At 70.3% G+C, this 25160-nt stretch carries 25 protein-coding genes; 12 read left to right on the top strand and 13 right to left on the bottom strand.

What is annotated here, in order from left to right; all coding sequences use genetic code 11:
* The first annotated feature begins 107 nt into the window (after positions 1 to 107).
* Both KXR53_RS13335 and KXR53_RS13330 read left to right on the top strand, forming a co-directional pair.
* On the top strand, positions 108 to 983 hold the full coding sequence (locus KXR53_RS13335) for a phosphotransferase family protein (protein WP_437375660.1): 876 nt from the start codon (positions 108 to 110) through the stop codon (positions 981 to 983).
* Between the two features lie 279 nt (positions 984 to 1262).
* Positions 1263 to 2408, top strand: a complete 1146-nt coding sequence (locus KXR53_RS13330; protein ID WP_437375659.1) for an aldose epimerase family protein — start codon at positions 1263 to 1265, stop codon at positions 2406 to 2408.
* 167 nt (positions 2409 to 2575) lie between these two features.
* Here KXR53_RS13330 and KXR53_RS13325 read toward each other — a convergent pair whose 3' ends face one another.
* Together KXR53_RS13325 and KXR53_RS13320 are read right to left on the bottom strand one after the other, a co-directional pair.
* The gene (locus KXR53_RS13325; RefSeq protein ID WP_437375658.1) at positions 2576 to 2950 is read right to left on the bottom strand and encodes a hypothetical protein; all 375 of its coding nucleotides are present in this window, start codon (positions 2948 to 2950) and stop codon (positions 2576 to 2578) included.
* A gap of 109 nt (positions 2951 to 3059) precedes the next feature.
* Positions 3060 to 3368: a hypothetical protein gene (locus tag KXR53_RS13320; RefSeq protein ID WP_437375657.1), complete on the bottom strand. Its 309-nt coding sequence runs from the start codon at positions 3366 to 3368 to the stop codon at positions 3060 to 3062.
* A 222-nt stretch (positions 3369 to 3590) separates the two neighbouring features.
* On the opposite strand from KXR53_RS13320, the gene KXR53_RS13315 reads away from it, so the two are divergent.
* On the top strand, positions 3591 to 5318 hold the full coding sequence (locus KXR53_RS13315) for an ABC transporter ATP-binding protein (RefSeq protein WP_437375656.1): 1728 nt from the start codon (positions 3591 to 3593) through the stop codon (positions 5316 to 5318).
* Positions 5315 to 7084, top strand: a complete 1770-nt coding sequence (locus KXR53_RS13310; protein WP_437375655.1) for an ABC transporter ATP-binding protein — start codon at positions 5315 to 5317, stop codon at positions 7082 to 7084. Before KXR53_RS13315 ends, KXR53_RS13310 begins: the two co-directional genes overlap by 4 nt.
* A gap of 16 nt (positions 7085 to 7100) precedes the next feature.
* On the opposite strand, the gene KXR53_RS13305 is transcribed toward KXR53_RS13310, so the two are convergent.
* On the bottom strand, positions 7101 to 8264 hold the full coding sequence (locus tag KXR53_RS13305; protein WP_437375654.1) for a trans-sulfuration enzyme family protein: 1164 nt from the start codon (positions 8262 to 8264) through the stop codon (positions 7101 to 7103).
* 3 nt (positions 8265 to 8267) lie between these two features.
* Positions 8268 to 9566, bottom strand: a complete 1299-nt coding sequence (purB, locus tag KXR53_RS13300; RefSeq protein WP_437375653.1) for an adenylosuccinate lyase — start codon at positions 9564 to 9566, stop codon at positions 8268 to 8270.
* Between the two features lie 163 nt (positions 9567 to 9729).
* Here purB and KXR53_RS13295 point away from each other — a divergent pair, with 163 nt between their 5' ends.
* Entirely contained in the window at positions 9730 to 10401 is a 672-nt protein-coding gene (locus tag KXR53_RS13295) for an FMN-binding negative transcriptional regulator (RefSeq protein WP_437375652.1), read from the top strand.
* 36 nt (positions 10402 to 10437) lie between these two features.
* Here KXR53_RS13295 and KXR53_RS13290 read toward each other — a convergent pair whose 3' ends face one another.
* Genes KXR53_RS13290 through pcaD form a run of 8 tightly spaced genes read right to left on the bottom strand, consistent with a single transcriptional unit; the run spans position 10438 to position 17070 of the window.
* Positions 10438 to 11778: a 3-carboxy-cis,cis-muconate cycloisomerase gene (locus KXR53_RS13290; protein WP_437375651.1), complete on the bottom strand. Its 1341-nt coding sequence runs from the start codon at positions 11776 to 11778 to the stop codon at positions 10438 to 10440.
* A gap of 9 nt (positions 11779 to 11787) precedes the next feature.
* Positions 11788 to 12993 carry a 3-oxoadipyl-CoA thiolase gene (gene pcaF, locus KXR53_RS13285; RefSeq protein ID WP_437375650.1) on the bottom strand — a complete coding sequence of 402 codons (1206 nt, stop codon included), beginning with the start codon at positions 12991 to 12993 and terminating at the stop codon, positions 11788 to 11790.
* On the bottom strand, positions 12990 to 13763 hold the full coding sequence (locus KXR53_RS13280) for a CoA-transferase subunit beta (RefSeq protein ID WP_437375649.1): 774 nt from the start codon (positions 13761 to 13763) through the stop codon (positions 12990 to 12992). Before KXR53_RS13280 ends, pcaF begins: the two co-directional genes overlap by 4 nt.
* Before the next feature lie 2 nt (positions 13764 to 13765).
* Positions 13766 to 14623 carry a CoA transferase subunit A gene (locus KXR53_RS13275; RefSeq protein ID WP_437375648.1) on the bottom strand — a complete coding sequence of 286 codons (858 nt, stop codon included), beginning with the start codon at positions 14621 to 14623 and terminating at the stop codon, positions 13766 to 13768.
* A 3-nt stretch (positions 14624 to 14626) separates the two neighbouring features.
* Positions 14627 to 15202: a protocatechuate 3,4-dioxygenase subunit alpha gene (gene pcaG, locus KXR53_RS13270; protein ID WP_437375647.1), complete on the bottom strand. Its 576-nt coding sequence runs from the start codon at positions 15200 to 15202 to the stop codon at positions 14627 to 14629.
* A gap of 2 nt (positions 15203 to 15204) precedes the next feature.
* Positions 15205 to 15897, bottom strand: a complete 693-nt coding sequence (gene pcaH, locus KXR53_RS13265; protein ID WP_437375646.1) for a protocatechuate 3,4-dioxygenase subunit beta — start codon at positions 15895 to 15897, stop codon at positions 15205 to 15207.
* Complete coding sequence (pcaC, locus tag KXR53_RS13260; RefSeq protein WP_437375645.1) at positions 15894 to 16289, bottom strand: 4-carboxymuconolactone decarboxylase; 396 nt, start codon at positions 16287 to 16289, stop codon at positions 15894 to 15896. Before pcaC ends, pcaH begins: the two co-directional genes overlap by 4 nt.
* On the bottom strand, positions 16282 to 17070 hold the full coding sequence (gene pcaD, locus KXR53_RS13255; protein ID WP_437375644.1) for a 3-oxoadipate enol-lactonase: 789 nt from the start codon (positions 17068 to 17070) through the stop codon (positions 16282 to 16284). Before pcaD ends, pcaC begins: the two co-directional genes overlap by 8 nt.
* 112 nt (positions 17071 to 17182) lie before the next feature.
* Between pcaD and pcaQ the strand changes: the two genes are divergently transcribed.
* Positions 17183 to 18130, top strand: coding sequence for a pca operon transcription factor PcaQ (pcaQ, locus tag KXR53_RS13250; protein WP_437375643.1), 948 nt, complete (start codon positions 17183 to 17185; stop codon positions 18128 to 18130).
* A 15-nt stretch (positions 18131 to 18145) separates the two neighbouring features.
* On the opposite strand, the gene KXR53_RS13245 is transcribed toward pcaQ, so the two are convergent.
* Positions 18146 to 18943: an NAD(P)H-dependent oxidoreductase gene (locus tag KXR53_RS13245; protein WP_437375642.1), complete on the bottom strand. Its 798-nt coding sequence runs from the start codon at positions 18941 to 18943 to the stop codon at positions 18146 to 18148.
* A gap of 95 nt (positions 18944 to 19038) precedes the next feature.
* Here KXR53_RS13245 and KXR53_RS13240 point away from each other — a divergent pair, with 95 nt between their 5' ends.
* The 6 genes from KXR53_RS13240 (at position 19039) to KXR53_RS13215 (ending at position 25081) form a co-directional block, all read left to right on the top strand.
* Positions 19039 to 19965 (top strand): LysR family transcriptional regulator, encoded by a 927-nt coding sequence (locus tag KXR53_RS13240; RefSeq protein ID WP_437375641.1) that lies wholly within the window; start codon positions 19039 to 19041, stop codon positions 19963 to 19965.
* Positions 19966 to 20049: 84 nt separating this feature from the next.
* Complete coding sequence (locus KXR53_RS13235) at positions 20050 to 21450, top strand: selenium-binding protein SBP56-related protein (RefSeq protein ID WP_437375640.1); 1401 nt, start codon at positions 20050 to 20052, stop codon at positions 21448 to 21450.
* Positions 21451 to 21474: 24 nt separating this feature from the next.
* Positions 21475 to 22128 carry a hypothetical protein gene (locus tag KXR53_RS13230; protein ID WP_437375639.1) on the top strand — a complete coding sequence of 218 codons (654 nt, stop codon included), beginning with the start codon at positions 21475 to 21477 and terminating at the stop codon, positions 22126 to 22128.
* A 202-nt stretch (positions 22129 to 22330) separates the two neighbouring features.
* Positions 22331 to 23593, top strand: a complete 1263-nt coding sequence (locus KXR53_RS13225; protein WP_437375638.1) for a multidrug effflux MFS transporter — start codon at positions 22331 to 22333, stop codon at positions 23591 to 23593.
* A 74-nt stretch (positions 23594 to 23667) separates the two neighbouring features.
* Complete coding sequence (locus tag KXR53_RS13220) at positions 23668 to 24342, top strand: HAD family hydrolase (protein ID WP_437375637.1); 675 nt, start codon at positions 23668 to 23670, stop codon at positions 24340 to 24342.
* Between the two features lie 121 nt (positions 24343 to 24463).
* Positions 24464 to 25081, top strand: a complete 618-nt coding sequence (locus KXR53_RS13215) for a helix-turn-helix transcriptional regulator (RefSeq protein ID WP_437375636.1) — start codon at positions 24464 to 24466, stop codon at positions 25079 to 25081.
* Positions 25082 to 25160 lie beyond the last annotated feature (79 nt).

The following is a 25160-nucleotide window of genomic DNA, read 5'->3' as shown; positions in this document are numbered from 1 at the left end:
TCACGGAGGACCCGGATGCGCCGGATCCGCAACCGCCTGGTGGGCGCCGGCCTTTCGCAGCCTCCTTTCCGTGATAGTGGCGATCCCCCACGCGATGGGAGCGCCTCATGACGCCATCGGATCTCGATCGATATCGCGCTGCGATCCTTCGCGCATTCCCGGATCTCGCCGCGTCGGATGTCCGGGTGCTGGCGGAGAGCTGGGATTCGACGGCTGTCGAGGCGGATGGCCGTCTGATCTTCAAGTTCCCGCGCCACGAGGCGGCGGCACAGCGGCTGCGGAAGGAGGCCCTCCTGGCCGTGAGCCGGCCCGCGGTCTCGCTGCCGGTCCCCGATCTCGTGCTTGTGGAGGGGCCGCCCCTGTTCTCGCGGCACACCAAGATCCCGGGCGAGCATCTGCTGACGGCGCAGTACCACCAGCTGCCGGAGGAGGCCCGCTGGCGGCTCGCCGAGGATCTGGCCCGCTTCCATGCCGAGCTTCACCGGCTCGACCCCGGCCGGATGGCAGCGGCCGGCGCCGGGCCGGTTGAGGCCTGGGGAACGGCGGATGATATCCGCGCCAGGGCGCTGCCGGCGCTGGCGCCGGATCTGCGCGCCGAGGCGGAGCGGGTCCTCGCGGCCTATGGGCAACTGCCGCCCGAACCCCAGGGGACGGTCTACGGCTTCTTCGACGGGCATGGCTGGAACATGGCGTTCGACCATGAGCGGCAGCGGCTCAACGGCATCTACGACTTCGCGGATTCGGGCATCGGGCCGCTGCACCAGGAATTCGTCTATTCCGGCTTCGTCTCGCCCGACCTCACCGCGCGCATCGTTTCGGCCTATGAGGTGCTGACCGGCCGCTCGATCGACCGCCGGCGGATCGCCATCCTCACCGGCGCGCATCGCCTGTGGGAGCTGGCCGAGCTCGCCGGCGATCCTGAGCACCTTCCGATGATGGTCCGCAGTTTTGCGGATTGGGCTGCGACGGCGGAGCGTCCTTAGTAGGGAGAGCCCCGGCGTTGTCGCCATGGCAACAACCATGCGATAATGAATGGTTCAAGGCTGGTCTGGTTTCCCATCAAGTTGCTGCTTGGCGCGGTGACGTTGGTCGGGGCCGCGACCCTACGCTCCGGGCTGGGCGCGATCGGCTTGCTCTGTTGCGCTTGGTTGTGTCGCGCAGGAAGCGTTGCTGCGGGAACCGCGACCAACCGCCGTCCGGCTGACCCGGGCGCCGGGGCGAGCTGAGGCGGCAGACACAGAGCCACCTTGGGGAGCGAGACCATGCATACGATGTTGGTTGCCGGGCAACTGGCCCTGGCGGTTCTGCTCGGAGGTCTCATGGCCAGCCCACAGGCGCTGGCAGCGTCGATCGAGAAAAGACCGTTCGGCACGACAGCGGACGGCACCGCGGTCGAGCTTTACACGCTCACCAACGGCAGGATGAGCGTGAACATCCTCACCTATGGCGGCATTGTCCAGGCGATCAATGTTCCCGACCGGGACGGCAAGTCGGGCAACATCGCGCTGGGCTTCGCCACGCTCGACGACTATCTCACGAAGAATCCCTATTTCGGCACCATCACCGGGCGCTATGCCAATCGTATCGCCAAGGGCGCCTTCACGCTCGACGGCCAGACCTACAAGCTGGCCACGAACAATGGGCCGAATGCGCTTCACGGCGGCCTGGCGGGCTTCGACAAGAAGGTCTGGAAGGCGAAGGAGATTCAGGGCGCGGACGATGCCGGCCTTGAACTGACCTACACGAGCCCCGATGGAGAGGAAGGCTATCCGGGCACGCTGACCGCTAAGGTGACCTATACGGTGACCGCCAACAACGAGCTCAGGATCGACTACGAGGCGACGACCGACAAGCTGACGATCGTCAATCTCACCAACCACACCTATTTCAATCTCGCAGGCGAGGGGGCAGGTAGCATCCTCGACCATGAGCTCATGCTCAACGCCTCGGCCTTCACCCCTGTCGACGCGACCCTCATTCCCACCGGCGAGATCGTCAAGGTCGCCGGCGGGCCGATGGACTTCACCATCCCGGCTGCGATCGGCGCCCGGATCCGCGACAACGACCAGCAGCTCGTGTTCGGGCGCGGTTATGACCACAACTGGGTGCTCGACAAGCCGAGCGCCGGTGCGCTGAGTCTTGCCGCCCGGGTCCGCGAGCCGATGACGGGCCGCGTCATGGAAGTCTTGACGACCGAGCCCGGCATCCAGTTCTACGCCGGCAATTTCCTCGACGCGTCGCTCGTGGGCACCAGCGGCAGGATGTATCGCCAAGCGGACGGCTTCTGCCTCGAGACCCAGCATTTCCCGGACTCGCCCAACCACCCGGAATTCCCGTCGACCGTCCTGAAGCCCGGTGACGTCTACAAGACGACGACCGTGTACCGCTTCGCGACCGACCGCGGTTGAGCGGCATCGCCGCAGACTCCGGCGTCTGCATCGCGGTGGGCCTCCGCGGCTGTGCCGTGGGCCATGCCCCGCGGTTCGACGAGCGGCTCATACACAGGATCTCCACCGGTCCTGCGATAACGGGGTGATGACGAGCCCGATGAAGGGTCCGTCGGTACCAGATCGCCTTAGGGGGCGCCGCAGTCCGTCCGGACAGCGTCGGAGCGCCGGCCGGGCTTCCTGGTCCGATCGGCCAGCACCGGCCCGACCGCCGGCCGGTACTGGCCGATCAGCATCGCCGCCTGGGTCCGCAGCGTGTCGCTCAGCTGCGCAGCGCCGCGATCCATCTCCTCGGTCACCCGGAACAGCAGCCGCTCGATCGTGTCGAGATGCTTCGCCCGCAGCGCGTCGGCGATATGTGCCTCCCGGCGCTTCGGATCAAGGATCGTGTCGTAGAGGGCGTCGAGATGATCGACCAGCGCAGCGGCAGAGGTGATCGAAGCCTCGTCGCCGGTGGACGAGGTGAAACGGATCGGTGGAACGATGCGCGTCGGCCGATCCATGGCAGGCCCTCCCCGGAATCAATGATCCACGATCCCTTGGATCACGCCATTTGGCAACTCCGAACCGAACCTTCGTGGCATAATTTATCTTACGGATTTTCCAGGGATTTTAACGGCCGTCGAGATATCGTTCCTGGAAGGCGGAGAGATCACGGCGAAAGCTGTCGAGGCTGTAGTCTCCGGCCTCGGGAGGCGGGGCCAGGTCCTGCAGGATGGCGTGCAGAATGCATTCCTGGACCCGTCCCAGGCTGCCCTGCCGCGCCGCTGCCATCGCCAGGCCGATCCAACATGTCTCCTCGGGGCTGGGCGGAAAGCCATCCTCCCAGTTCCGAGCCTGGATGCGAAGCCAGAAGTGCAGCGTCTGCGCAAGACTCCGGCCGTCGTTCATCTTTCGGTCTGCCGTCAGCATCGTCTCCACAAAAGACCTGGGCGAGCGATTTGTTCCGGGGGCCGTATCAATCTGTCCGGGTGTCGGAAACAAGATGACCCGACGCAGGACGGGCCTCCGAAGGGCAGTCTCGTATCGCCTAAATGCAATCCACTCTCATTTGCATTTCTTCGTTGACTCTATGACCGCCGGTCAGTCATCGTTGATGGCGATCGTGCAACAGCGGCTTTATCGGCTGCGGAGCGTGCCATCATGAACATCAACCGGACGATGCTGTCCCTGGCCGGACCGGTCGGGGGCGAGGTGGCGCTGGGCGCCGGGCTGGGGCTGGCCGTCACCGCGGCCAATCTCGGCCAGGGCGTGCTTCTGGCCGTGGTGGCCGGCACGCTGCTGCAGGGGCAGGGGCTGACGGCGGTGATGTCCTGGATCGCGCTGTTGGCCGGTCTCGTCCTGCTGCGAGCGGGACTGGTCTGGCTGAGCGAACTGGCGGCCCAGCGCGCCGCCCAAAGGACGAAGCTGGCGCTGCGCCGCCGGCTGTTCGAGCGGCTGCTGGAGCTCGGCCCCGGCTTCGCCACCGAGCGCCGGACCGGCGAGATCCAGGCGACGCTGGTCGGCGGGGTCGAGGCGGTCGAGGCCTATGTCGCGCGGTACCTGCCTGCGGTGATCGTCGCCGTGCTCGGGCCGCTCGCCGTGCTCGCCTGCCTGGCCGCGCTCGACCTGACCTCGGCCGCGATTCTCGCCGTCTTCGTGGTGCTGGCGCCGCTCGCCAACGCGCTGTGGCTGGCTTGGCGCATGCCGAAGTCGACCGGCATCTTCGCCGCGCTGGCCGCCTTCGGCGCCTTCCTGCTCGACAGCATCCAGGGGCTGGTGACGCTGAAGGCGTTCAACGCGGTCGGCCGGCGCCGGCAGGAGCTGTCGGAGCACGCCGCCAGGCTGCGGCGGGAGTCGATGCGCGAGCTCAGCGTCACGCTGATGCGCGACGGGGTGACGACGCTGTGCTCGCTCGGTGGCGTCGCCACGGTGCTGGCCTGGGGCGCCTGGCGCGTCTCCATGGGCGAGCTGGCGCCAATGGCGCTGCTGACGGCGCTGTTCCTGGCGCGCGAGGCGTTCCGGCCGATCGAGCGCATGGACCAGGCGCTGCACGCCGCCTGGGCCGGCGTCGGGGCGGGGAAGGAGATCGCGGCCCTGCTGGCGGCGCAACCGGCGGTGATCGATGCGCCGCGGCTGCCGACGCCCGCGCCGCTGGCCGCCACCATCGCCTTCGACCGTGTCGGCTTCGCCTATAAGGGCGCAGAGGGGCCGACGCTGGACGAGGTGTCGTTCCGGGTGGAGGAGGGCAAGATGGTGGCCCTGGTCGGCCCTTCGGGTTCGGGCAAATCGACCATCGTGGCGCTGCTGCTCCGCTTCTTCGACCCGGCGCGCGGCGGCATCCGGGTCGGCGGCGTCGACATCCGCGACCTGCCGCTGACGGCGATGCGCGAGAAGATCGCCGTGGTGTCGCAGGACACCCATCTGTTCCCCGGGACGGTCGCCGACAACCTCCGCATCGCCAGGCCGGAGGCCGGGCTGGACGAGCTGGTCGAGGCCGCCCGCGCCGCCAATGCCCACGATTTCATCCAGGCCCTGCCCGAGGGTTACGACACCGAAGTGGGGGAGCGTGGGTCGCTGCTGTCCGGCGGTCAGCGCCAGCGCATCGCCATTGCCCGCGCCCTGTTGAAGAACGCGCCGATCCTGGTGCTGGACGAGGCGACCTCGAGCGTCGACGCCGCCAGCGAGCAGGCGATCCGGGAGGCGCTGGAGCGGCTGCTGCGCAACCGCACCACCCTCGTCATCGCCCACCGCCTGTCCACCATCCGCAAGGCCGACCGCATCCTGGTGCTCGACGGTGGCCGGGTGGTGGAGGAGGGACGGCACGAGGCGCTGCTGGCGCAGGGCCGTCGTTACGCCCGCCTGGCCCAGGCCCAGGGAGCCGTCGCATGACCATGGAACTCACCGCCGGGGCCGAGCCCCGCTATCGCCTGCGCGACCTGCTGCCGGTGGCCGCCCGCCGGCCCGCCGGGCTGGTGCTGACCGCCCTCTGCGGCACCCTGGCCCAGCTTGGCATGCTGGCGACGCTCGCCACCGGCGCCTGGCTGGTCGGCGGCGCGATCACCGGCACGGCCGGGCCGATGCTGCAGCCCGCCGCCTGGGGCCTCGCCGCCGGAGTGCTGGTGACGGCACTGGCGCGCTGGGGCCAGTCGTACTTTGGCCACGACCTGGCCTTCGCCCTGATCGAGCAGCTGCAGCTCGGCCTGTTCGACGGGCTGGAGCGCGCCGCGCCCGGCTATGTCCTCGGCCGCCGCACCGGCGACCTGGCCGGCACCGCGACCGGCGACGCCGAGATGCTGGAGAGCTTCTTCGCTCATCTGCTTGGCGACTATGTCGGCGCTGCGCTAGTGCCGCTGGCGGCCCTGGTCGCGCTGGTGCTGGTCCATCCGCTGCTGGCGCTGGTGCTGGCCCCGTTCCTGCCGCTGGTCGCCTCGGTCCCGTTCTGGCTGGCGCGCAAGGCCGGGCGGCAGGGCGAGGCGCTGCGGGACGAGCTGGGCAGGCTCAACGCCGAGGCGGTGGAGGGCGTGCAGGGTTTGCGCGAGCTGGCCATCTTCGGCGCAGGCGGCCGTTATCTCGACCGGCTGATGCGGCGGACGGCAGATCTCAACGGCCACCAGCTGCGCTACGGCGCCCGGGCGGGGCTGGAGGCGGCGGCGATCGACATCCTACTGGCCCTCGCCGTGCTGGCGGTGCTGGCCACCGGTGCCGGCCTCGTGGCCCAGGGGACCCTGCCGATAGCCCTGCTCCCGCTCGCCCTGGTGCTGGCCGGGGCAGCGCTGGCGCCGATCACTCAGGTGACCGAGACCGGCCGCCAGCTCGGCGCACTGAAGGCGGCGACGCAGCGGGTGCTGACGATCCTGCATCAGAAACCGCAGGTCGAGGATCGCGGCCGGGTGCGGCCCGACAATGCGCTGGCGCCGGAGATCCGGTTCGAGGGTGTCGAGTTCGGCTACGATGCCGAGCGCGGGCCGGTGCTGCGCGGCTTCGACGCCGCGATCGCCGCAGGCGAGACGGTGGCGCTGGTCGGCCGCTCCGGCGCCGGCAAGAGCACCTGCGCCAGCCTGCTGGTGCGGTTCTGGGACCCGGCGGCCGGCCGGATCACCTTTGGCGGCCACGACCTGCGCGACCTGCCGCTGGCGGAGCTGCGCCGGCGCGTCGCCATCGTGCCGCAAGATGTCCACCTGTTCGACCTTTCGGTGCACGACAACATCCACCTCGGCCGGCCCGAGGCGACGGAGGAGGAGGTGCAGCAGGCGGCCCGGATGGCCCAGGCCGACAGCTTCATCCGTGCCCTGCCGCAGGGCTACGACACACGCTGCGGCGAGCGTGGGGCGCGGCTGTCCGGCGGGCAGCGCCAGCGCATCGCCATCGCCCGCGCCTTCCTGCAGAACGCACCGGTGCTGGTGATGGACGAGGCGGTGTCGAACCTGGACACCGAGAGCGAGCAGGCGCTGCAGGCGGCGGTGCGCGAGCTGCGCCGCGGCCGCACCACGCTGATCATCGCCCACCGCCTGTCGACCATCCGCAGCGCCGACCGCATCCTGATGCTGGAGGGCGGCCGCATCGTCGAGACCGGCGGGCACGAGGAGCTGCTGCGCCACGGCGGCGCCTATGCCCGGCTGGTCGCGGCCGCGGTCGACGGGGTGCTGGAGGCGTGAGGGGGCGGGGCCGTCGTCAGGCGACGGCGGCGCGCAGCGCCTGGTCTAGATCGGCGATCAGCTCGTCCGGGTCCTCGATGCCGACCGACAAGCGCAGCAGATCGTCCGGCACCGGGCTGGTCGGGCCCTCGACGCTGGCGCGGTGCTCGATCAGGCTCTCGACCCCGCCCAGCGAGGTGGCGCGCTTCCACAGCTCGACCTTCGCCGCCGTGGCGATCGCGGCCGCGGCGCCGGCTTTGACCCGGATCGACAGCATGCCGCCGAAGCCGCCCTGCATCTGCCGGGCGGCGACCGCGTGGCCCGGCGCGTCGGCCAGGCCGGGATAGAGCACGGCCGAGACCAGCTCGTGGCCGCGGAAATGTTCGGCGATGGCGAGCGCCGTGGCCGAGGCCTGGCGCGCCCGCGGCACCAGCGTGCGCATGCCGCGCAGCAGCAGCCAAGCCTCGAACGGCCCCAGCACGGCGCCGTTCTGGGCGCGGATGCGCTTGATCCGATGCCAGTGCTCGTCGTCGCGGGCAGTGGCCAGCGCCCCGGCGATGACGTCGGAATGGCCGTTCAGATACTTGGTGGCGGAGTGCATCACCAGGTCGGCGCCCAGCGCCAGCGGCCGGGTCAGCACCGGCGTCGCCACGGTGGAATCCACCGCGACCAGCGCGCCGGCGGCGTGTGCCGCCTCGGCCACGGCTTCGATATCGGTGACGGTCCAGAGCGGGTTGGCCGGCGTCTCCAGCCACACCAGCCTGGTTTCGCCCGGTCGCAGCGCGGCGCGGACGGCGTCGATGTCGCCGGTCTCGATCAGCTCGACCCTCAGCCCCCAGCGGGTGGCCTCGGTCAGCAGCCAGTTGCGCAGCGACCAGTACATCACCCTCGGCGCCAGTACATGGTCGCCCGGCGCCAGCGACAGGAACACCGCGGTCGCCGCGGCCATGCCGGAGGCGAAGACGGCGGCGCCTTCCGCGCCCTCCAGCGCCGCCAGCACCGCCTCGGCCTGGTCGAAGCCGGGATTGTCGGCGCGGGCATAGACGCGGCCGGAGCGGTACTGGTTATCCGGGTCGCGGATATAGGTCGAGGAGGGGTGGATCGCCGGGGTGACCGCCTTGGTCACGGGGTCGACCCAGCCCAGCGCCTGGGCCGCGATGCTTGCGGCCGACCTCTTTGGCTCCTGATCCTTCCCGGCCATGGCTCAGGCTTCGACGAAGACGCGGGCGAAGATGTCGTCGACGTGCTTGGTGTAGAAGTCGTAGGTGAAGGCGTGGGCCAGGTCCTCGCGCGGGATCGCCTTGGCCACGTCCGGATCGGCGGCGAGGCGGTCGAGGAAGCTGCCGCCCTGATGCCACACCTTCATCGCGTTGCGCTGGACCAGGACATAGGCGTCCTCGCGGCTGACCCCGGCCTGGGTCAGGGCCAGGAGCACGCGCTGCGAGAAGACCAGGCCGCCGAGCGATTCCAGATTGGCCTTCATCCGCTCCGGATAGATCAGCAGCTTGTCGACCACGCCGGTCAGCCGTGACAGGGCGAAGTCCAGTGCGACGGTGGCGTCCGGGGCCTGCACCCGCTCGACCGAGGAATGGCTGATGTCGCGCTCGTGCCACAGCGCCACATTCTCCATCGCCGGGACCACCGCGGCGCGGACCAGTCGGGCCAGGCCGGTCAGGTTCTCGGTCAGCACCGGGTTGCGCTTGTGCGGCATCGCCGAGGAGCCCTTCTGGCCCTGGTGGAAGAACTCCTCCGCCTCGCGCACCTCGGTGCGCTGCAGATGCCGGATCTCGATGGCGAGGTTCTCAATCGAGGAGGCGACGACGCCGAACACCGAGAATACCATGGCGTGGCGGTCGCGCGGGATCACCTGGGTCGACACCGGCTCGACAGCCAAGCCCAGCTTGTCGGCGACGTAGCGCTCGACGAAGGGATCGACCGAGGCGAAGGTGCCGACCGGGCCGGAGATGGCGCAGGTGGCGATCTCGCGCCGGGCCTGCACCAGCCGGTCGCGGTTGCGGCGGAAGGCGGCCCAGTGGCCGGCCAGCTTCAGGCCGAAGGTGGTCGGCTCGGCATGGATGCCGTGGCTGCGGCCGACGGTCAGGGTGTGCCTGTGCTCCTCCGCCCGCCGCTTCAGCGCCGCCAGCAGCAGGTCGACATCGGCGATCAGCAGGTCGATCGCCTGGGTCAGCTGGATCGCCAGCGTGGTGTCCAGCACGTCGGAGGAGGTCATGCCCTGGTGCACGAAGCGCGCCTCGGGCCCGACATACTCGGCCAGGTTGGTCAGGAAGGCGATGACGTCGTGCCGGGTCTCGCGCTCGATCTCGTCGATGCGCTCGACGTTGAAATTGCCGCGCTCGCGCACCGCCTTGACCGCCGAGTCCGGCACGATGCCGAGCTGGGCCATCGCCTCCAAGGCCGCCAGCTCGATGTCCAGCCAGATCCGGTACTTGTTCTCCGGCTCCCAGATCCGGGTCATCTCGGGGCGGCTGTAGCGGGGGATCATCGGCGTGGTCCAGATGCGGAGCAGGGAGGATTGGGCCGGGTATAGCAGCAAGGGCCGGCGCGGCGGAAGCGCGCGGCCGTGCCACGGGCGCATGCCGCCGCTGCGCCAATCGGAATTGGACTGCCGGTGCTTGACGGATTGGCCCTGGCGGCCAGTCCGATTCATGGGCCATCTGTCCGGCATCCGCCCTGCTGTCCAGGCCAATGCCATGTATGTCCCGCCCGCCTTCCGGGAAGACCGGATCGAGATCCTGCACGCCGCCATGCGCCAGGCCAGCCTGGCCACGCTGGTCAGCCTCGGCGCCGACGGCCTCGTCGCCAGCCACGTGCCGATGCTGCTGGACCCGGAGGCCGGGTCGAACGGCACGCTGTACGGCCATCTCACCAAGGCCAACCCCCATGCCGCCGGCGGCGTGCCCGGCGTGGAGGCGCTGGCGATCTTCCAGGGGCCAGAAGCCTACATCACCCCGTCCTGGTACGAGACCAAGCGCCAGACCGGCAAGGTGGTGCCGACCTGGAACTATATCGCGATACACGCCCGCGGACCGCTGGAGCTGTTCGACGACGCCGACCGGCTGCTTGACCTGGTGACGCGGCTGACCAGGCGGCACGAGGGCGGCCGGAGCCAGCCCTGGGCAGTCGACGATGCGCCGGAGGAGTTCATCCGCGCCCAGCTCAAGGGCATCGTCGGCTTCGCCCTGCCGATCGCCCGGCTGGAGGGCAAGTGGAAGATGAGCCAGAACCGCCCCGCGGCCGACCGCCGGGGCGTGGCCGAGGGGCTGCGCAGCGAGGGCCGGGACGACGTCGCCGCCCTGGTCCCGGTCGACGAAGGCTGAGGCCCGGGGCCGGTCCGGACGGGCGCAACGCTGTCCTCAGCCCTTCTTCGCCGCCGCCAGCACCCGGTCGATGAAGACGTCGGCCGCGCCCAGGTGGCGAGCGGGGTCGCGCAGGGCGGGCCAGTCGATCGCCGCGGTAGAGGCTTCGGCCAGCAGGTCGAACAGATGCCGGCCGGTGGCGGTGGCATTGGCCGCAGCCTCCTTCACCAGGCGTTGTGCCTCGGGCCGCGGCATGTGGGCGGCGAGGGCGAAGCTCGCCGCCTCCGCCAGCAGCTGGCCGTGCGACGCCTCCATCTGCGCCGCCATCCGGGCCGCGTCGACCTGCAGGCTGCCGGCGACGGCCAGGGCGTGGTTCAGGGCCGCGCCGGCGGCGACCACCATCTGCGGCAGGGCCAGCCATTCGACCGGCCAGGCGGCGCCGTCGCGCTCATGGTCTTGCAGCATCGCCTGCTGCATCTGCCCGACGAGGCCGGCATTGAAGCGGGCGAGGGCAACCAGCGTCTCCGGCCCCACCGGGTTTGATTTCTGCGGCATGGTGGAGGAGCCGCCGCCGGCGCCCGGCCGCACCTCCGCCACCTCGGTCTGGGTCAGGAGGACCAGGTCGCGTCCCATCTTGCCGAGCGTGCCGGTGACCAGCGCCAGCCAGCCGGCGAATTCGGCCATGCCGTCGCGCTGGCTGTGCCAGGGCATCGGCGGCACGGCGAGGTCCAGGATCTCGGCCAACGCGGCCTCGACCTTGGGACCGTCCTCGCCCAGCGCGCCCAGCGTGCCGCTAGCGCCGCCGAAGGAGAGCAGCAACAGTCGGGGCTTCAGCTCCCGCAGCCGGTCGCGGTCGCGCAACAGCGGCGCCAGCCAGCCGGCGGCCTTGAGGCCGAAGGAGATCGGCGTCGCCTGCTGCGACCGGGTGCGGCCGGGCATCACCGTACCGCGATGGGCGTCGGCCAGCGCAGTGAGGGCCTGGATCAGGGCCGCCAGCCGGCCCTCCAGGATCGCGATCACCTTGCGCAGCCGCAGCACCAGGCTGGTGTCGAGGATGTCCTGGCTGGTGGCGCCCCAATGCACCGCCTGGGCCGCTTCGTCGCCCGCCGAGGCGGCCACGGCCTGGCGCAGCGCCGCCACCAGGGCCGGCACCGGCACGCCATCCTCCGCCGTGCGCGCGGCCAGGGCCGCCGGGTCGGGGACCAGCGCGCCGGCCGCCGCCGCGATGGCGCTGGCAGCCGCCGGCGGAATCACGCCGCAGCGCGCCTCGGCCTCGGCCAGCGCCGCCTCGACCCGCAGCATCACCCGCAGCGCCGCCTTGTCGGTGAACAGGGCGGCGGTTTCCGCGTCGGAGAGGAGCGGGGCGTAGAGGGCGGAGTCGAGGGGCGAGACGGTCATGACAGGAGGTTAGACCGCCTCCAGCGCCAGCGCGATGCCCTGGCCGACGCCGATGCACATGGTGACCAGCGCCCGCTTACCGCCGGTCAGGCTCAGCTCCAGCGCCGCGGTGCCTGCGATGCGGGCGCCGGACATGCCGAGGGGGTGGCCGAGGGCGATGGCGCCGCCATTCGGGTTCACCTGGGGCGCGTCGTCCGGCAGGCCGAGGTCGCGGGTCACGGCCAGGGCTTGGCTGGCGAAGGCCTCGTTCAGCTCGACCACGTCGAAATCCTCGATCGTCAGGTCGAGCCGCGCCATCAGCCTGCGGCTGGCGGGGGAGGGACCGAAGCCCATGATCCGCGGCTGGACGCCGGCCACGGTGCCACCCAGCACACGGGCGATCGGGGTCAGCCCGTATCGCGTCGCTGCGGCCTCCGATGCAATGATCAGCGCCGCGGCGCCGTCATTGACGCCGGAGGCGTTGCCGGCGGTCACGGTGCCGCCCTTGCGAAACGGGGTCGGCAGCACCGCCAGCTTCTCCAGCGAGGTCTGGCGCGGATGCTCGTCGCGGTCGACCACCACCGGCTCGGCCTTCCTCTGTGGGATGGTGACCGGCACGATCTCGTGTGCCAGCCGGCCACTGGCCTGGGCCGCCAACGCCTTCTCCTGGCTGCGCAGGGCGAAGGCGTCCTGGTCGGCGCGGCTGACGCGGAACTGCTCGGCCACGTTCTCGCCGGTTTCCGGCATGGAATCGGTGCCGTACAGCTCCTCCATCCGCGGGTTGACGAAGCGCCAGCCGATGGTGGTGTCGTAGACCGCGGCCGCGCGAGCGAAGGCCGTTTCGGCCTTCGGCATGACAAACGGAGCGCGCGACATGCTCTCGGCGCCGCCGGCCAGCATCAGCTCGGCCTCGCCGGCCTTGATGGCGCGGGCGGCGATGGTTACGGCATCGAGGCCGGAGCCGCAGAGGCGGTTGATGGTCGACCCCGGGACCGAGGCCGGCAGCCCGGCCAGAAGCAGGGCCATGCGGGCGAGATTGCGGTTGTCCTCACCGGCCTGGTTGGCGCAGCCGAGGACGACGTCGTCGACCGCCTCCCAGTCGACCTTCGGGTGGCGCTCGACCAGCGCTTTCAGCGGGATCGCGGCCAGGTCGTCGGCGCGGACGGCGGAGAGCACGCCGGCATAGCGGCCGATCGGCGTGCGCAGATAGGCGCAGATATAGGCGTCGCGGCTCATGCGGCCTCTCCATGGGCGATGCGGGTACGCTCCTTCAGGTCGCGCAGCGTCTTCAGCTCGAGCGCCGAGGGCGGCGGCGTCTCCTCGAGAGTGTCGGCGAAGCGGACGGTCCAGCCGCAGGTCTCCTGCACCTGCTCGCGGGTCACGCCCGGATGCAGCGAGACCACGGTGAACTCCCTGGTCACCGGGTCCGGCCGCCAGACCGCGAGATCGGTGACCAGGAGGGTCGGCCCCTTGGTGGTGACGCCGTAGCTGGCGCGGTCGTCGCCGCCCGTGCCGTGGCCGAGCGAGGTGAAAAAGTCGATGGCCTCGACCATGCCGCGCTTATTCTGCTTCATGGTGATGAAGATCTCGCCGCAGGAGGTCGCGATCTCCGGCGCGCCGCCGCCGCCCGGCAGGCGGACCGTGGGCTTGTGGTAGTCGCCGATCACGGTGGTGTTGATGTTGCCGAAACGGTCGAGCTGGGCGGCGCCGAGGAAGCCGACCGTGATCCGGCCGCCCTGCAGCCAGTAGCGGAACATCTCCGGCACCGAGACGGTGGTGACCGCCGTGTCGCACAGCTCGCCGTCGCCGATCGACAGCGGCAGCACGTCCGGCGCGGTGCCGATGGTGCCGGATTCGTAGATCAGGGTGATGTCCGGCGCGTGGGTCAGCCGCGCCACATTGCAGGCGGCGGACGGCGCGCCGATGCCGACGAAGCAGACATCCTCGTTGCGCAGCGCCCGGGCGGCCGCAATCGTCATCATCTCGTCGGGGGTGAACTCGGCCATGGTCAGGCCCTCCCGCTCAGCGGCGCGACCCGGCCGGCGAAGACCTCGGGGCCGCTTTCGATCACATGGGTCTTCATCCAGGCGAGGAAAGCCTCGCGGTCGGCGGCGATCCTGTCCCAGGCCAGGTAGAAGGCGTTGTCGCGCGGATAGTAGCCATGGGCGTAGGAGGGATGGGCACCGCCCGGGACCTGGACGACCGCGGTCACGGTCCAGTGCGGCAGCACGCAGGCGTTGGGGTGGACGCCGGCGAAATCCTCGACGATCTCCTCCACCGTCACCACCGAGCGCTTGGCGGCCAGCACCGCCTCCTTCTGCACGCCGACGATGCCCTCGATCAGCACGTCGCCGCGGCGGTTCGCCTTCTGGGCGTGGATGAAGGTTACGTCCGGGCGGATCGCCGGCACTGCCGCCAGCACCTCGCCGGTGAAGGGGCAGGTGACGGATTTGATGTTCGGATTGACCTTGGCGAGGTCGGCGCCGCGATAGCCGCGGAACACGGCGCAGGGCAGGTCGGCCGCCCCGGCCTCATAGGCGTTGGCCATGGCGGCGTGGGAATGCTCCTCGATCTCGATCGGGTTCGGCCAGCCCTGCTCGACCGCGTCGCGCAGCCGGCGCAGCAGGCCGACGCCAGGATTGCCGGCATAGGAGAACACGAGCCTGCGGGCGCAGCCCATGCCGATCATCTGATCGTAGATCAGGTCGGGCGTCATCCGGATCAGGGTCAGGCCGCGCCGGCCCTGGCGGATCGCCTCATGCGCCGCGGCGTGCGGGATCAGATGGGTGAAGCCCTCGAAGGCCGCGGTGTCGCCGTCGCCCAGGTTATCGGCGACGGCCTCGGCGAGGGTCTGGAATTTCGCCATCGGTCAGATCTCGAAGAAGACGGTCTCGCCGTCGCCCTGCATGCGGATGTCGAAGCGGTAGCGGCCAGGCCCGTCGGCCTGGGCGAGCAGCGTGCCGCGGCGCGCCTCCGGTACAGCGTTCAGAACCGGATCCTCGGCGTTGGCCGGTTCGTCCGGGAAGTAGATCCGGGTGTAGCAGTGCACCAGCATGCCGCGCATGAAGACGATGACGCTGAGATGCGGCGCCTGGCCCGGGCCCGGCGCGCCGGGCTTGATCGTGTCGAAGACGAAGCGCCGCTCCGGATCCGTGCCGGTGCCGCAGCGGCCGAAGCCGGTGAAGCCGTCATTGGCGGCGCGCTGCGGCCCCGGGAACACGCCCCTGGAATCCGGCTGCCAGATCTCGACCAGCGCGTCCTCGATCGGCTGGCCGGCGCCGTCCAGAACTTGGCCGGTGATGCGGATGCGCTCGCCCGGCACGGCGTGGCCGGCGATGGTGCCGTCGGCGATCTGTGGGAAGTCGTAACCGTATTGCCGCGGCGTCAGGCCGTAGGCGAAGAAGGGGCCGACGGTCTGCGATCCGGTCTGGGGCAGTTTCGCCACGATCAAGCCTCCACCGGCGTCGCCAGCCGCCCGCGCAGCACAATGTCGAATTCGTAGCCGAGGGCGTGTTCCGGCTCGGTGATGTCCAGGCTGAAACGCGCGATCAGCCGCTCGCGGGCGGCCGGGTCGGGGATGCTGTTGAACATCGGGTCCAGCGTGTGCAGCGGGTCGCCGGGGAAATACATCTGCGTCACCAGCCTTGTGGCGAAGGCCGGGCCGAACAGCGAGAAGTGGATGTGCTGCGGCCGCCAGGCATTCGGGTGGTTGCGCCAGGGATAGGCACCCGGCTTGATGGTCAGGAAGCGATAGCGGCCCTCGGCGTCGGTGACGCAGCGGCCGGCGCCCAGGAAGTTCGGGTCCAGCGGCGCGTCGTGCTGATCGGCCTTGTGGATGTAGCGGCCGGCGGCGTTGGCCTGCCACAGCTCGACCAGTGTGTTCGCCACCGGCCGGGCATCCTCGTCCAGCACCCGGCCGGTGACGATGATGCGCTCGCCCAGCGGCTCGCCGTTGACCCGGCCGTTGCGGGTCAGGTCGGCTTCGCCGGCCGGGACCGGGGCGAAGGCCGGCCCCTGATGCTCCGACAGGACGCCGGACAGCGGCACCAGCGGCTGCGACGGCGCCCGCAGCACGGTCGAACGGTAGCCTTCGTAGAGATGGGGTGGATGGATCCGCCAGTCGCGCGGCTGGAAGCTCATTTCGGTTCCTCCCGGTCGCCGTCCCGTTCGGCGAACACTTTCTTCGCGATGGTAAAGGCGGCATTGGCCGCCGGCACCCCGGCATAGACCGCGACATGCAGCAGCGCCTCGCGGATGTCCTCCTCGGTGGCGCCGGTGTTGGCGGTGGCGCGCAGATGCATCGCCAGCTCCTCATGATGGCCCAGCGCGGCCAAGAGGGCGATGGTCAGCATCGATCGCTCGCGATGGGTCAACTGCGGCCGGTTCCACACCCCGCCCCAGGCGCCGCGGGTGATGAACTCCTGGAACGGCGCATCGAAGTCGGTGGTCCGGGCCTGGGCGCGGTCGACATGGGCATCGCCCAGCACCTTGCGGCGCACCGTCATGCCCTGGTCATACAGCGGGTCAGCCATGGCGGCCCTCCTCGATGAAGCCGCGGATCAGCTGGGCCAGCACCTCCGGCGCCTCAATGCAGGGGATGTGCCCGGCGCCCGGGATGTCCTGATAGCGCGCGCCCGGGATCAGCGCGGCGAGCGACTGCACCAGCGCCGGCGGCGTGGCCGGGTCCTCGGTGCCGCACAGGCATAGCGTCGGCACTGTCACCGCCCGCGCCACCGCGGTCAGGTCGCCGTCGCGCAGCGCGGCGCAGGCGCGGAGATAGCCGTCAGCCGGCGTGCGGCTCAGCATGTTGCGGGCGATCGCGACCAGATCCGGCTCCCGCGCCCGGAAATCGGCGGAGAACCAGCGCTCCATCGTCGCCTCGGCGATGCTCGCCACGCCGCCCGATGTCACCGCCTCGATCCGCGCCTGCCAGGCCTCGGCCGTGCCGATGCGGTGGGCGGTGTCGCACAGCACCAGCCGCTCCACCAGATCCGGCCGCCGGGCGGTGAGGCCCAGCGCGATCATGCCGCCGATCGACAGGCCGACCACGGTGGCGCGGCCGATGCCACGGGCGTCCAGCAGGGCCGCAAGGTCGGCGGCATGGGTCTCGATGCTGTCGCCGCCCCCGCTGGCGGACAGGCCGTGGCCGCGCTTGTCGTAGCGCAGGGTGCGATACTCGGGGAACTGCGGCACCACCGCATCCCAGATGCGGAAATCGGTGCCGACGGAATTGATGAGGACCAGGGCGGGCGCGTCGCGTGGGCCCCTGTCCTTGACATGCAGCACGATGCCGTTCGCCTTGACCGCGTCCATCCCTTGTCCTGGCTCGCCTCTTCCGGGTTCGTCCCGCTTCCGCGACGCACTGTGCGCGGCCAGGAAGGTTATGTAAAATGACGAATTGGCCAGAAAACATAACCGAACGATTATGGTGGAACACAACGGCGCGATGGCGATCGAGCGGCGAATCAAGCTCCGCCACCTGCAATGCTTCCTCGAAGCGGTGCGGCTGCGCAGCGTCGTGGCCGCGGCCGATGCGCTGGCGATCAGCCAGCCGGCGGTGTCGAAGACCTTGCGCGAGCTGGAGGAGGCGCTGGGCGCGCCGCTGTTCGACCGCAGCCGCAAGGGCGTGGTGCTGACCCCCTTCGGCCGCACCTTCCTGCACCACGCCGGCACCAGCGTCACCGCGCTGCGCCAGGGCATCGAGAGCGTGGTGCGGGCGCGTGCGGCGGGGGAGGAACTGCTGCGGGTCGGCGTGCTGCCAACCGTCGCGGCGCAGATGATGCCGGAGGCCCTGCAGCGGTTCCGCCGCGCCTGCCCCGGCGTGGTGGTGCGAGTGGTCGACGGGCCGAACCAGATGCTGCTCGGGCAGCTGCGGGTCGGCGAGCTCGACCTCGTGCTCGGCCGGTTGGCGGAGCCGGAGCAGATGACCGGCCTGTCTTTCGAGCACCTCTATTCCGAGCGCATCGCCTTCGCCGTCCGGCCCGGTCATCCGCTGCTCTCCCGCCCGGTGGTGGCGGTGCGCGACATTCGCGGTTATCCGGTGATCGCGCCGCCGCCGGGGGCGGTGATCCGGCCGACCGTCGACCGCCTGCTGATCGCCGCCGGGATCGAGGCGCTGCCGGACCGGATCGAGAGCGTCTCGGCCACCTTCGGCCGCTCCTTCGTCCGCCGCACCGATGCGGTCTGGATCATCTCGCGCGGCGCCGTGGCCCAGGACCTGGAGGAGGGCGTGCTGGCCGAGTTGCCGCTCGAATCCAGCGACTCCACCGGGCCGGTCGGGCTGACCATGCGGGCCGAGGTGCCGCCCACCGACGCCGGCCGGATCTTCATGGCCATGGTGCGCGACGCGGCGCGGGAGGCGCATGGGGCCTGACCCGCGCCGCGGGGTTCAGCCGGCTGTGACTTTGCCGTTCATGTGAAGCGCGAAGCCGGCCGCATCCGGATCGCCCAGGCCGGGGCGGAGCTGCATGCTCGGGATCAGATAGTCGCCGCCATTCTGCCGCCGATAGGGGATGGGCGGGGTGGTCGCGATCGTCCGCATCCGTTCGCGTAGGCGCTCGGCCGTCGCCTCGAACCCGGCCTCGTCCAGACGATCGACCCTGTAGGCCACGAAGGGCGGCAGCACCTCGTAGCCCGGGTAGTAGAGGACGCCGTGATTGATCGGGAACAGCAGGTCGTCGATCGGCCCATTGACCCCGCGGACGGCGTAGTGCTCCTCCCAACCGCCGGCGGTCACGATCAGCATCGCGCGCTTGCCCATCAAGGTCCCCTCACCGTAGCGGTCGCCCCAGCGCTTGTCGCTGTGCTCGCCGACGCCATAGGCGAAGCCGTAGGCGAAGACCCGGTCGACCCAGCCCTTGAGGATCGCCGGCATGGCGAACCACCAGAGGGGGAATTGGAGGATTAGGACATCGGCCCATAGGAGCTTCTCGATCTCGGCCTTGACGTCTTCGGTCAGCGTCTTGGCCTCGAACGCCGCCTTGGAGGCCGCGACCGGAATCAACCGCGCGTCCGGCGCCAGTGAGGGGAAGTCGGCACGGTCGACCTCGGATTTCCAGCCTTGGGCATAGAGATCCGAGACCCGCACCTCATGGCCCTGGGCCTCGAGCTCGCGGACGGCGACGTCGCGGAGGGCGCCGTTGAGCGAGCACGGCTCGGGATGGGCGAAGACGAGCAGAACCTTCATGGTCGGCAAATCCATTGTCGGGGAAACCGTCCTTCAGGTAGTCACTGCCGATGCCATCCACTACATGTCGATAATGGATATGATTGTGCCGAATCATGGATAAGCCGGACGTCACGCTGGAGCGCATGCGCACCTTCGTCCGCGTCGCCGAGCGCGGCGGCCTGTCGGCGGTGGCGCGCGAGCTCGGGGTCGGCCAGTCGACGGTCACGCGGCATCTGCGGGAGCTGGAGGAAGCGGTTGGCGTGCCGCTGCTCAGCCGGACCACCCGGCGGGTCACGATGACCGACGAAGGCAGCCGCTACTACGCCGACTGCGTCCAGATCCTGCGCCTGGTGGAGCAGGCCGGCGACGAGGCGCGGGGCGCGCGCGGCGCGCCGGCCGGCACCATCCGGATCTCCTGCACGGCGGCCTTCGGGGTGCTGCATGTCAGCCGGCTGATCTTCGCCTTCCAGGACCGCTATCCCGATATCGGGGTCGACCTCAGCCTGACCGACGAGCGCGTCGACCTGGTGCGGGAGGGCGTGGACATCGCGCTGCGCCTGGGGCCGCTCACCGACAGCTCGATGAAGCTGCGGGCGCTCGGCCGGTCCCGGCGGCTGCTGGTGGCGGCCCCGGCCTATCTGGCGGCGCGGGGCCGGCCGACCGTCCCGGAGGAACTGGCCGGACATGAGGGCGTCCGCATGTCGAACGTGGCCGGCAGCGACACGCTCGTCCTGCTGGGACCGGGCGGCGAGCGCCATGTGGTACCCTTCGGAGGCCGGCTTCGCATCGACCACGGGCTCGCCGCGCGCGAGGCCCTGATCGCCGGGCGCGGCATCGCGCCCACGCATCGCTGGCTGGTCGACGACCTCCTGGCGGATAGCCGGCTCGAGGCTATCTTGCCGGACTATGAACCGCCCTCCGTGCCCCTGAGCCTGCTGATCGTGCCGGAGCGCGCGGGCATCGCCCGGGTGCGCCTCCTGGTCGATTTCCTGGCCGAGGAGATCGGCGCGATCCCGGGGATCGAGCCGCCACGTCCGTGATAGTCTCGGCTGGAGCGGACAGGGTGTCGAACCCACATGACGAGAGGACGCCGCGCGCCTCTCCAAGAGACAGGGAGACCGCCCATGGCCATGAGGCCCGATCCGACCTTCCACGCCTCGCCGAAGCTGGCGATGGAAGCCCCGCCCGAGAGCTTCGCCTATACCGTGCTGCTGAGCCCGGACGCGTCGCAGCCCGACGCACTGGCGGTCATCGACGTGAAGCCCGACTCCCCCACCTACAGCCGGGTGGTTCACACCGTGGCGATGCCGAACAAAGGCGATGAGTTCCACCATTTCGGCTGGAACGCCTGCTCCTCGGCCCTGTCGCCGCTGACCGGCCACGCCTTCCTCGAGCGGCGCTACCTGATCATTCCCGGGATGCGCTCCTCCCGCCTCTATGTCGTGGACACGAAGCCCGATCCGACCCAGGCGAAGATCCACAAGATCATCGAGCCGGAGGAGGTGTTCCGGAAGACCGGCTATTCCCGGCCCCACACCATCCATTGCGGTCCGGACGGCATCTATGTCAGCACGCTGGGCGGCAGTGGCCCCGACGGCACCGATGGCCCGCCCGGCATCTTCATCATGGATTGCGAGACCTTCGAGGTCCTCGGCCGCTGGGAGATCGACCGCGGGCCGCAGGAGCTGCATTACGACTTCTGGTGGAACCTGCCGCGCGACTACATGGTGACCAGCGAATGGGCGCTGCCGCCGCAATTCGAGAACGGCCTCGTCCCGGAGGACCTGCTGGCGAACAACTACGGCCACCGGGTCCATTTCTGGGACCTGCGGGCCCGGCGCAACGTTCAGACCATCGATCTCGGCGCCAACCACCAGATGGCGCTGGAGGTGCGGCCGGCGCATGACCCGGTGCGCGAATACGGCTTCCTCGGCGTCGTGGTCGACACCACCAATCTGGAGGGCTCGATCTGGACCTGGTGGCGCGAGGATGGCCGCTTCCATATCGAGAAGACGGCGACGATCCCGCCCGAGCCGGCGGAGGGCGACAGCCTGCCCCCGCTGCTGCAGGGCTTCGCCGCGGTGCCGCCGCTGGTGACTGATATCGACCTGTCGCTGGATGACCGCTTCCTCTACGTCTCCTGCTGGGGCACGGGCGAGATGCGGCAATACGATGTCAGCGACCCGCGCAAGCCGAAACTATCCGGCTCGGTCCGGATCGGCGGCATTGCCCGGCGCACGCGCCACCCGAACGGCAAGGCCTTCGCCGGCGGGCCGCAGATGGTCGAGATCAGCCGCGACGGCAAGCGGGTGTACTGGACCAACTCGCTCTATTCGAGCTGGGACGACCAGTTCTATCCCGACGGCGTGCCGGGCGCCCAGGTCATGACCCAGGTCGGCCCCGACGGCGGGCTGGAGCTGGCGCGGGACTACTGGGTCGAGTTCCCGGACGGCTACCGGGCGCATCAGACCCGGCTCGAAGGCGGCGACTGCTCGACCGATTCCTTCTGCTACCCCTCGGCCTGACGGATGCAGGGGGCGGGCTGGTCCGTGGCCGGCCTGTGGCTGGCGGTGGTGGCGAGCGGCCTCTATCACGGGGCCAATCCCGGGATGGGCTGGCCGCTCGCGGTCTCGGCCGGGCTGATCGAACGCAGCCCGCGCGCCCTGCTGGCGGCGCTCGGGCCGCTGACGGTCGGTCATCTGCTGGCGATGGCCGTGATGATCCTGCCCTTCGCCCTGCTGGTGGCGCTGGTCGAATGGCAGCAGCCGATCCGGATCGGCGCCAGCCTGCTGGTGATCGGCTTCGGCGTCTTCCGGTTCGTGAACCGGCGCCACCCGCGGGCGCTGGCGCGGATTCGGCCGACCCGGCTAGGACTCTGGTCCTTCGCGGTGGCGACGGCGCATGGCGCCGGGCTGATGCTGGTGCCGATCTATCTCGGCCTCTGCCGGCCCGACGAGCTCGACCGGACTCATCAGGCGGCGGGGGCGCTGATCGGCGGCGATCTCGGCATGGGTGTCCTGGTCGCCGCCGTCCATTCGGCCGCCATGGTCGCGGCCGGCGGCGCCTTCGCCTGGCTGGTCTACCGGTACCTGGGCCTGAAGGCCGTGTCGCGGAGCTGGTTCAACCTCGACGCGGTCTGGGCCGCCAGCCTCGTCCTGGTCGGGGCGCTGTCGCTGGCGTTCGCTCTGGCAGGCGAGGTTTGAGCCGCAGCTCAGATCAAATGTGAAGACCCGCCCTGCGGGCGCGCAGCAGCGTTGCGCGACAAGCCCTTGCCCGGATTGCGGTCCTGGCCGAAGCTGACATCGTTTCCATCATCCCCGCGAGGGCGGGCAGCGCTCGACCGGCACCATCGTCCAGGCGGTGGTGTGCGCCGGGCCGTGCCGCGTGCAAACGAGAGCGGAGTCCATGTCGTTCGTCAGCAGGATATCGGGCCGCGCCACGCCGGCGCCGGGCTTCGTGGAGTTCGTCGGCCTGATCGCCTTCATGATGGCGCTGATCTCGCTGTCGATCGACAACCTGCTGCCGGCCTTCGGCGCCATCCAGGCCGATCTCGGCATCGCCGACGCCAATGCGCTGCAATATGTCCTGACCGCCTACATGGCCGGCTTCGGGGTGATGCAGCTGGTCTACGGCCCGGTGTCGGACGTTATCGGACGGCGGCCGACGCTGATGATCGGCCTCTCCCTCTATTCCCTCGGCAGCGTCCTCGCCATCGCCGCGCACGGCTTCGAATGGCTGCTGATCGCGCGGGCGGTGCAGGGCATGGGCGCCGCCGCGGCGCGTGTCCTGACCGTCACCATCGTCCGCGACCGCTTCTCCGGCCGCGAGATGGCGCGGGTGATGTCGCTGACCATGATGGTCTTCATCATCGTGCCGATCTTCGCCCCGGCGATCGGTCAGGTCTTCCTGCTGCTGGGCGGCTGGCCCGCGATCTTCGTCAGCATGCTGGGTCTCGCCCTGGTACAGATCGTCTGGTTCAACCTGCGCATGCCGGAGACGCTGCATCCGGAGTACCGGAAGCGCTTCTCGCTGCCGAACATCCTCGGCGCGATGCGGCGCTGCGTCACCACCCGGGTCTCGATCGGCTACGCCACCGCCATGGGGCTGATGTTCGGCGCGCTGATGAGCTATCTCGGCTCCTCCCAGGCGATCTTCGAGACCGAGGTCTACGGCCTCGGTCCGCTGTTCCCGGTGGCCTTCGGGCTGATCGCGGCGGTGATGGGCTTCGCGTCCTTCCTCAACTCCCGGCTGGTCCGCCGGCTCGGCATGCGGCGCCTGTCGCACACCGGGATCTGCGGCTTCGTCGCCGTCGGCGCGCTGCAGGTGGCGATCGCGCTCGCCTTCGACGGCAAGCCGCCTCTCTTCCTCTACGGCGCGGTGCTGGCCGCCAACATGTTCCTGTTCAGCCTGACCGTGCCGAACTTCAACGCCATGGCGATGGAGCCGCTGGGCGACATCGCCGGCACCGCCTCATCCGTGTTCGGCTGCTACACCACGATCGCCAGCGCCATCCTCGGCGCCGTGGTGGGCCAGGCCTTCGACGGCACGGTGCTGCCGCTCGGTCTCGGCTATTTCGGCCTCGGCCTCTGCGCACTGCTGATCGTGCTGTGGACCGAGCGCGGCCGGCTGTTCGTGCCGCATCATCCCGATCCGGCGCCCGCGCGCTGAGCCGGGGTTCCCCTCCGGGCCGGATCGGCTAAATCTGTGATCGGGCCCTGTCCCCAGACGTGCGGAGACCGCCAATGCGCCAGCAGACTTCCTTCCTGTTCGACCTCGACGGCACGCTGGTCGACAGCGTCTATCACCACGTCATGGCTTGGCGCGAGGCGCTGGAGGCCGAGGGCATCGAGCTGTCGGTCTGGCGCATCCACCGCAAGATCGGCATGAGCGGCGGCCTGTTCACCAACATGCTGCTGCGCGAGACCGGCCTCGACATCAGCGCCGAGCGGGTGGAGCGGCTGCGCCGCCGCCACGCCGAAGCCTACAACCGCCACTCGGAGCAGAGCGTGCCGCTGCCCGGGGCGCGCGAGCTGCTGGCCTGGCTGACCGAGGCCGGCATCCCCTGGGCGATCGCCACCAGCGGCCGGATGGAGACGGCCCGGCCGGTGATCGAGAATCTGGGCGTCGACTTCAACAAGGTGCCGGTCGTCACCCGCGACATGGTGAGATACGCCAAGCCCGACCCCGACCTGTTCCTGGCCGCGGCCGAGAAGCTGGGCGTGCCGATCGAGCGCGCCACGGTCGTCGGCGACAGCGTCTGGGACATGCTGGCGGCGCAGCGGGCGCGGGCGCTGGGCGTCGGCTTCCTCTCCGGCGGCTACGGCCAGGACGAGCTGGAGCGCGCCGGCGCCTACCGGGTGTTCGAGGACCCGGCCGACATGCTGCTGCATATCGACGAGGTCGGCGGGCGCCTTTGAGCGTCGTCCGATCCGGCGCATTTGAATGCGGCCCTGTGCAGGGCGCGTAAGCCATCCGTAAGCCGGTGCCGGTCAGGATCCCCGTGAGCTGCGACCGCGGCAGAGATCCGGAGGAACCGACATGTTGGCTTTGCTCGACGAACCGGCCCTGGAACGGGACGACGCCCTGGCGGCGCTGGACCGGCTGGCCCATGGCATGGCGCTGGTGGCGCCCGGCGGGCGGGTGCTGTTCCTGAACCGGGCGGCCGCGGAGATCGTCGCCGCCCGGGACGGGCTCGCCATCGGCGCGGGCAGGGTGTTGCGGGCGGCGTTGTCGGCCGAGGATGCCGCGCTGCAGCGGCTGATATCGCCGGCCGCCGGCGGAGCAGGGGGCTGCCTCGCCGTCAGCCGCCCCTCTGGCGCGCGGCCCTATGCGGTGCAGGCGGCGCCGCTCGGCTCCGCCCTGCGGCCGGCGGACCGCGCCCCGGCACCGGCGATGCTGCTGATCCTCGACCCCGACGCCGGGCCGGAGCCGTCGCCCGCGACGCTGCAGCGCCTCTATGGCCTGACGACGGCGGAGGCGCGGGTGGCGCTGCTGAGCCTGCGCGGCGCCGGGCTGCGGCCGATCGCCGAGGAGCTGTCGGTCTCCGTCTCCACCGTCCGCATCCATCTGCAGCGCGTGTTCGAGAAGACGGGCACGCACCGCCAGGCTGCGCTGGTGCGGCTGCTGCTGGGGGCTGGACTGGTTGCCGGTGGGTGAGGCCAGGCAGGGCATCAAGACGAAGCTCATGAGTTTTTCTTAAGCTCGCATCTCAAAATTTAGCTTGAGCTACATTTGA

It is taken from the genome of Inquilinus limosus (assembly GCF_051487185.1).
Classification (GTDB): domain Bacteria; phylum Pseudomonadota; class Alphaproteobacteria; order DSM-16000; family Inquilinaceae; genus Inquilinus; species Inquilinus limosus_F.
The sequence above is the reverse complement of the archived record's forward strand: the minus strand, read 5'-3'. Positions and strand labels throughout refer to the sequence as shown.

Coding starts and splice junctions, on each gene's coding strand:
- KXR53_RS13335 (WP_437375660.1), top strand. CDS start 108: ATGACGCCATCGGATCTCGATCGATATCGCGCTGCGATCCTTCGCGCA.
- KXR53_RS13330 (WP_437375659.1), top strand. CDS start 1,263: ATGCATACGATGTTGGTTGCCGGGCAACTGGCCCTGGCGGTTCTGCTC.
- KXR53_RS13325 (WP_437375658.1), bottom strand. CDS start 2,950: ATGGATCGGCCGACGCGCATCGTTCCACCGATCCGTTTCACCTCGTCC.
- KXR53_RS13315 (WP_437375656.1), top strand. CDS start 3,591: ATGAACATCAACCGGACGATGCTGTCCCTGGCCGGACCGGTCGGGGGC.
- KXR53_RS13310 (WP_437375655.1), top strand. CDS start 5,315: ATGACCATGGAACTCACCGCCGGGGCCGAGCCCCGCTATCGCCTGCGC.
- KXR53_RS13305 (WP_437375654.1), bottom strand. CDS start 8,264: ATGGCCGGGAAGGATCAGGAGCCAAAGAGGTCGGCCGCAAGCATCGCG.
- purB (WP_437375653.1), bottom strand. CDS start 9,566: ATGATCCCCCGCTACAGCCGCCCCGAGATGACCCGGATCTGGGAGCCG.
- KXR53_RS13295 (WP_437375652.1), top strand. CDS start 9,730: ATGGGCCATCTGTCCGGCATCCGCCCTGCTGTCCAGGCCAATGCCATG.
- KXR53_RS13290 (WP_437375651.1), bottom strand. CDS start 11,778: ATGACCGTCTCGCCCCTCGACTCCGCCCTCTACGCCCCGCTCCTCTCC.
- pcaF (WP_437375650.1), bottom strand. CDS start 12,993: ATGAGCCGCGACGCCTATATCTGCGCCTATCTGCGCACGCCGATCGGC.
- KXR53_RS13280 (WP_437375649.1), bottom strand. CDS start 13,763: ATGGCCGAGTTCACCCCCGACGAGATGATGACGATTGCGGCCGCCCGG.
- KXR53_RS13275 (WP_437375648.1), bottom strand. CDS start 14,623: ATGGCGAAATTCCAGACCCTCGCCGAGGCCGTCGCCGATAACCTGGGC.
- pcaH (WP_437375646.1), bottom strand. CDS start 15,897: ATGAGCTTCCAGCCGCGCGACTGGCGGATCCATCCACCCCATCTCTAC.
- pcaC (WP_437375645.1), bottom strand. CDS start 16,289: ATGGCTGACCCGCTGTATGACCAGGGCATGACGGTGCGCCGCAAGGTG.
- pcaD (WP_437375644.1), bottom strand. CDS start 17,070: ATGGACGCGGTCAAGGCGAACGGCATCGTGCTGCATGTCAAGGACAGG.
- pcaQ (WP_437375643.1), top strand. CDS start 17,183: ATGGTGGAACACAACGGCGCGATGGCGATCGAGCGGCGAATCAAGCTC.
- KXR53_RS13245 (WP_437375642.1), bottom strand. CDS start 18,943: ATGAAGGTTCTGCTCGTCTTCGCCCATCCCGAGCCGTGCTCGCTCAAC.
- KXR53_RS13240 (WP_437375641.1), top strand. CDS start 19,039: ATGGATAAGCCGGACGTCACGCTGGAGCGCATGCGCACCTTCGTCCGC.
- KXR53_RS13235 (WP_437375640.1), top strand. CDS start 20,050: ATGGCCATGAGGCCCGATCCGACCTTCCACGCCTCGCCGAAGCTGGCG.
- KXR53_RS13225 (WP_437375638.1), top strand. CDS start 22,331: ATGTCGTTCGTCAGCAGGATATCGGGCCGCGCCACGCCGGCGCCGGGC.
- KXR53_RS13220 (WP_437375637.1), top strand. CDS start 23,668: ATGCGCCAGCAGACTTCCTTCCTGTTCGACCTCGACGGCACGCTGGTC.
- KXR53_RS13215 (WP_437375636.1), top strand. CDS start 24,464: ATGTTGGCTTTGCTCGACGAACCGGCCCTGGAACGGGACGACGCCCTG.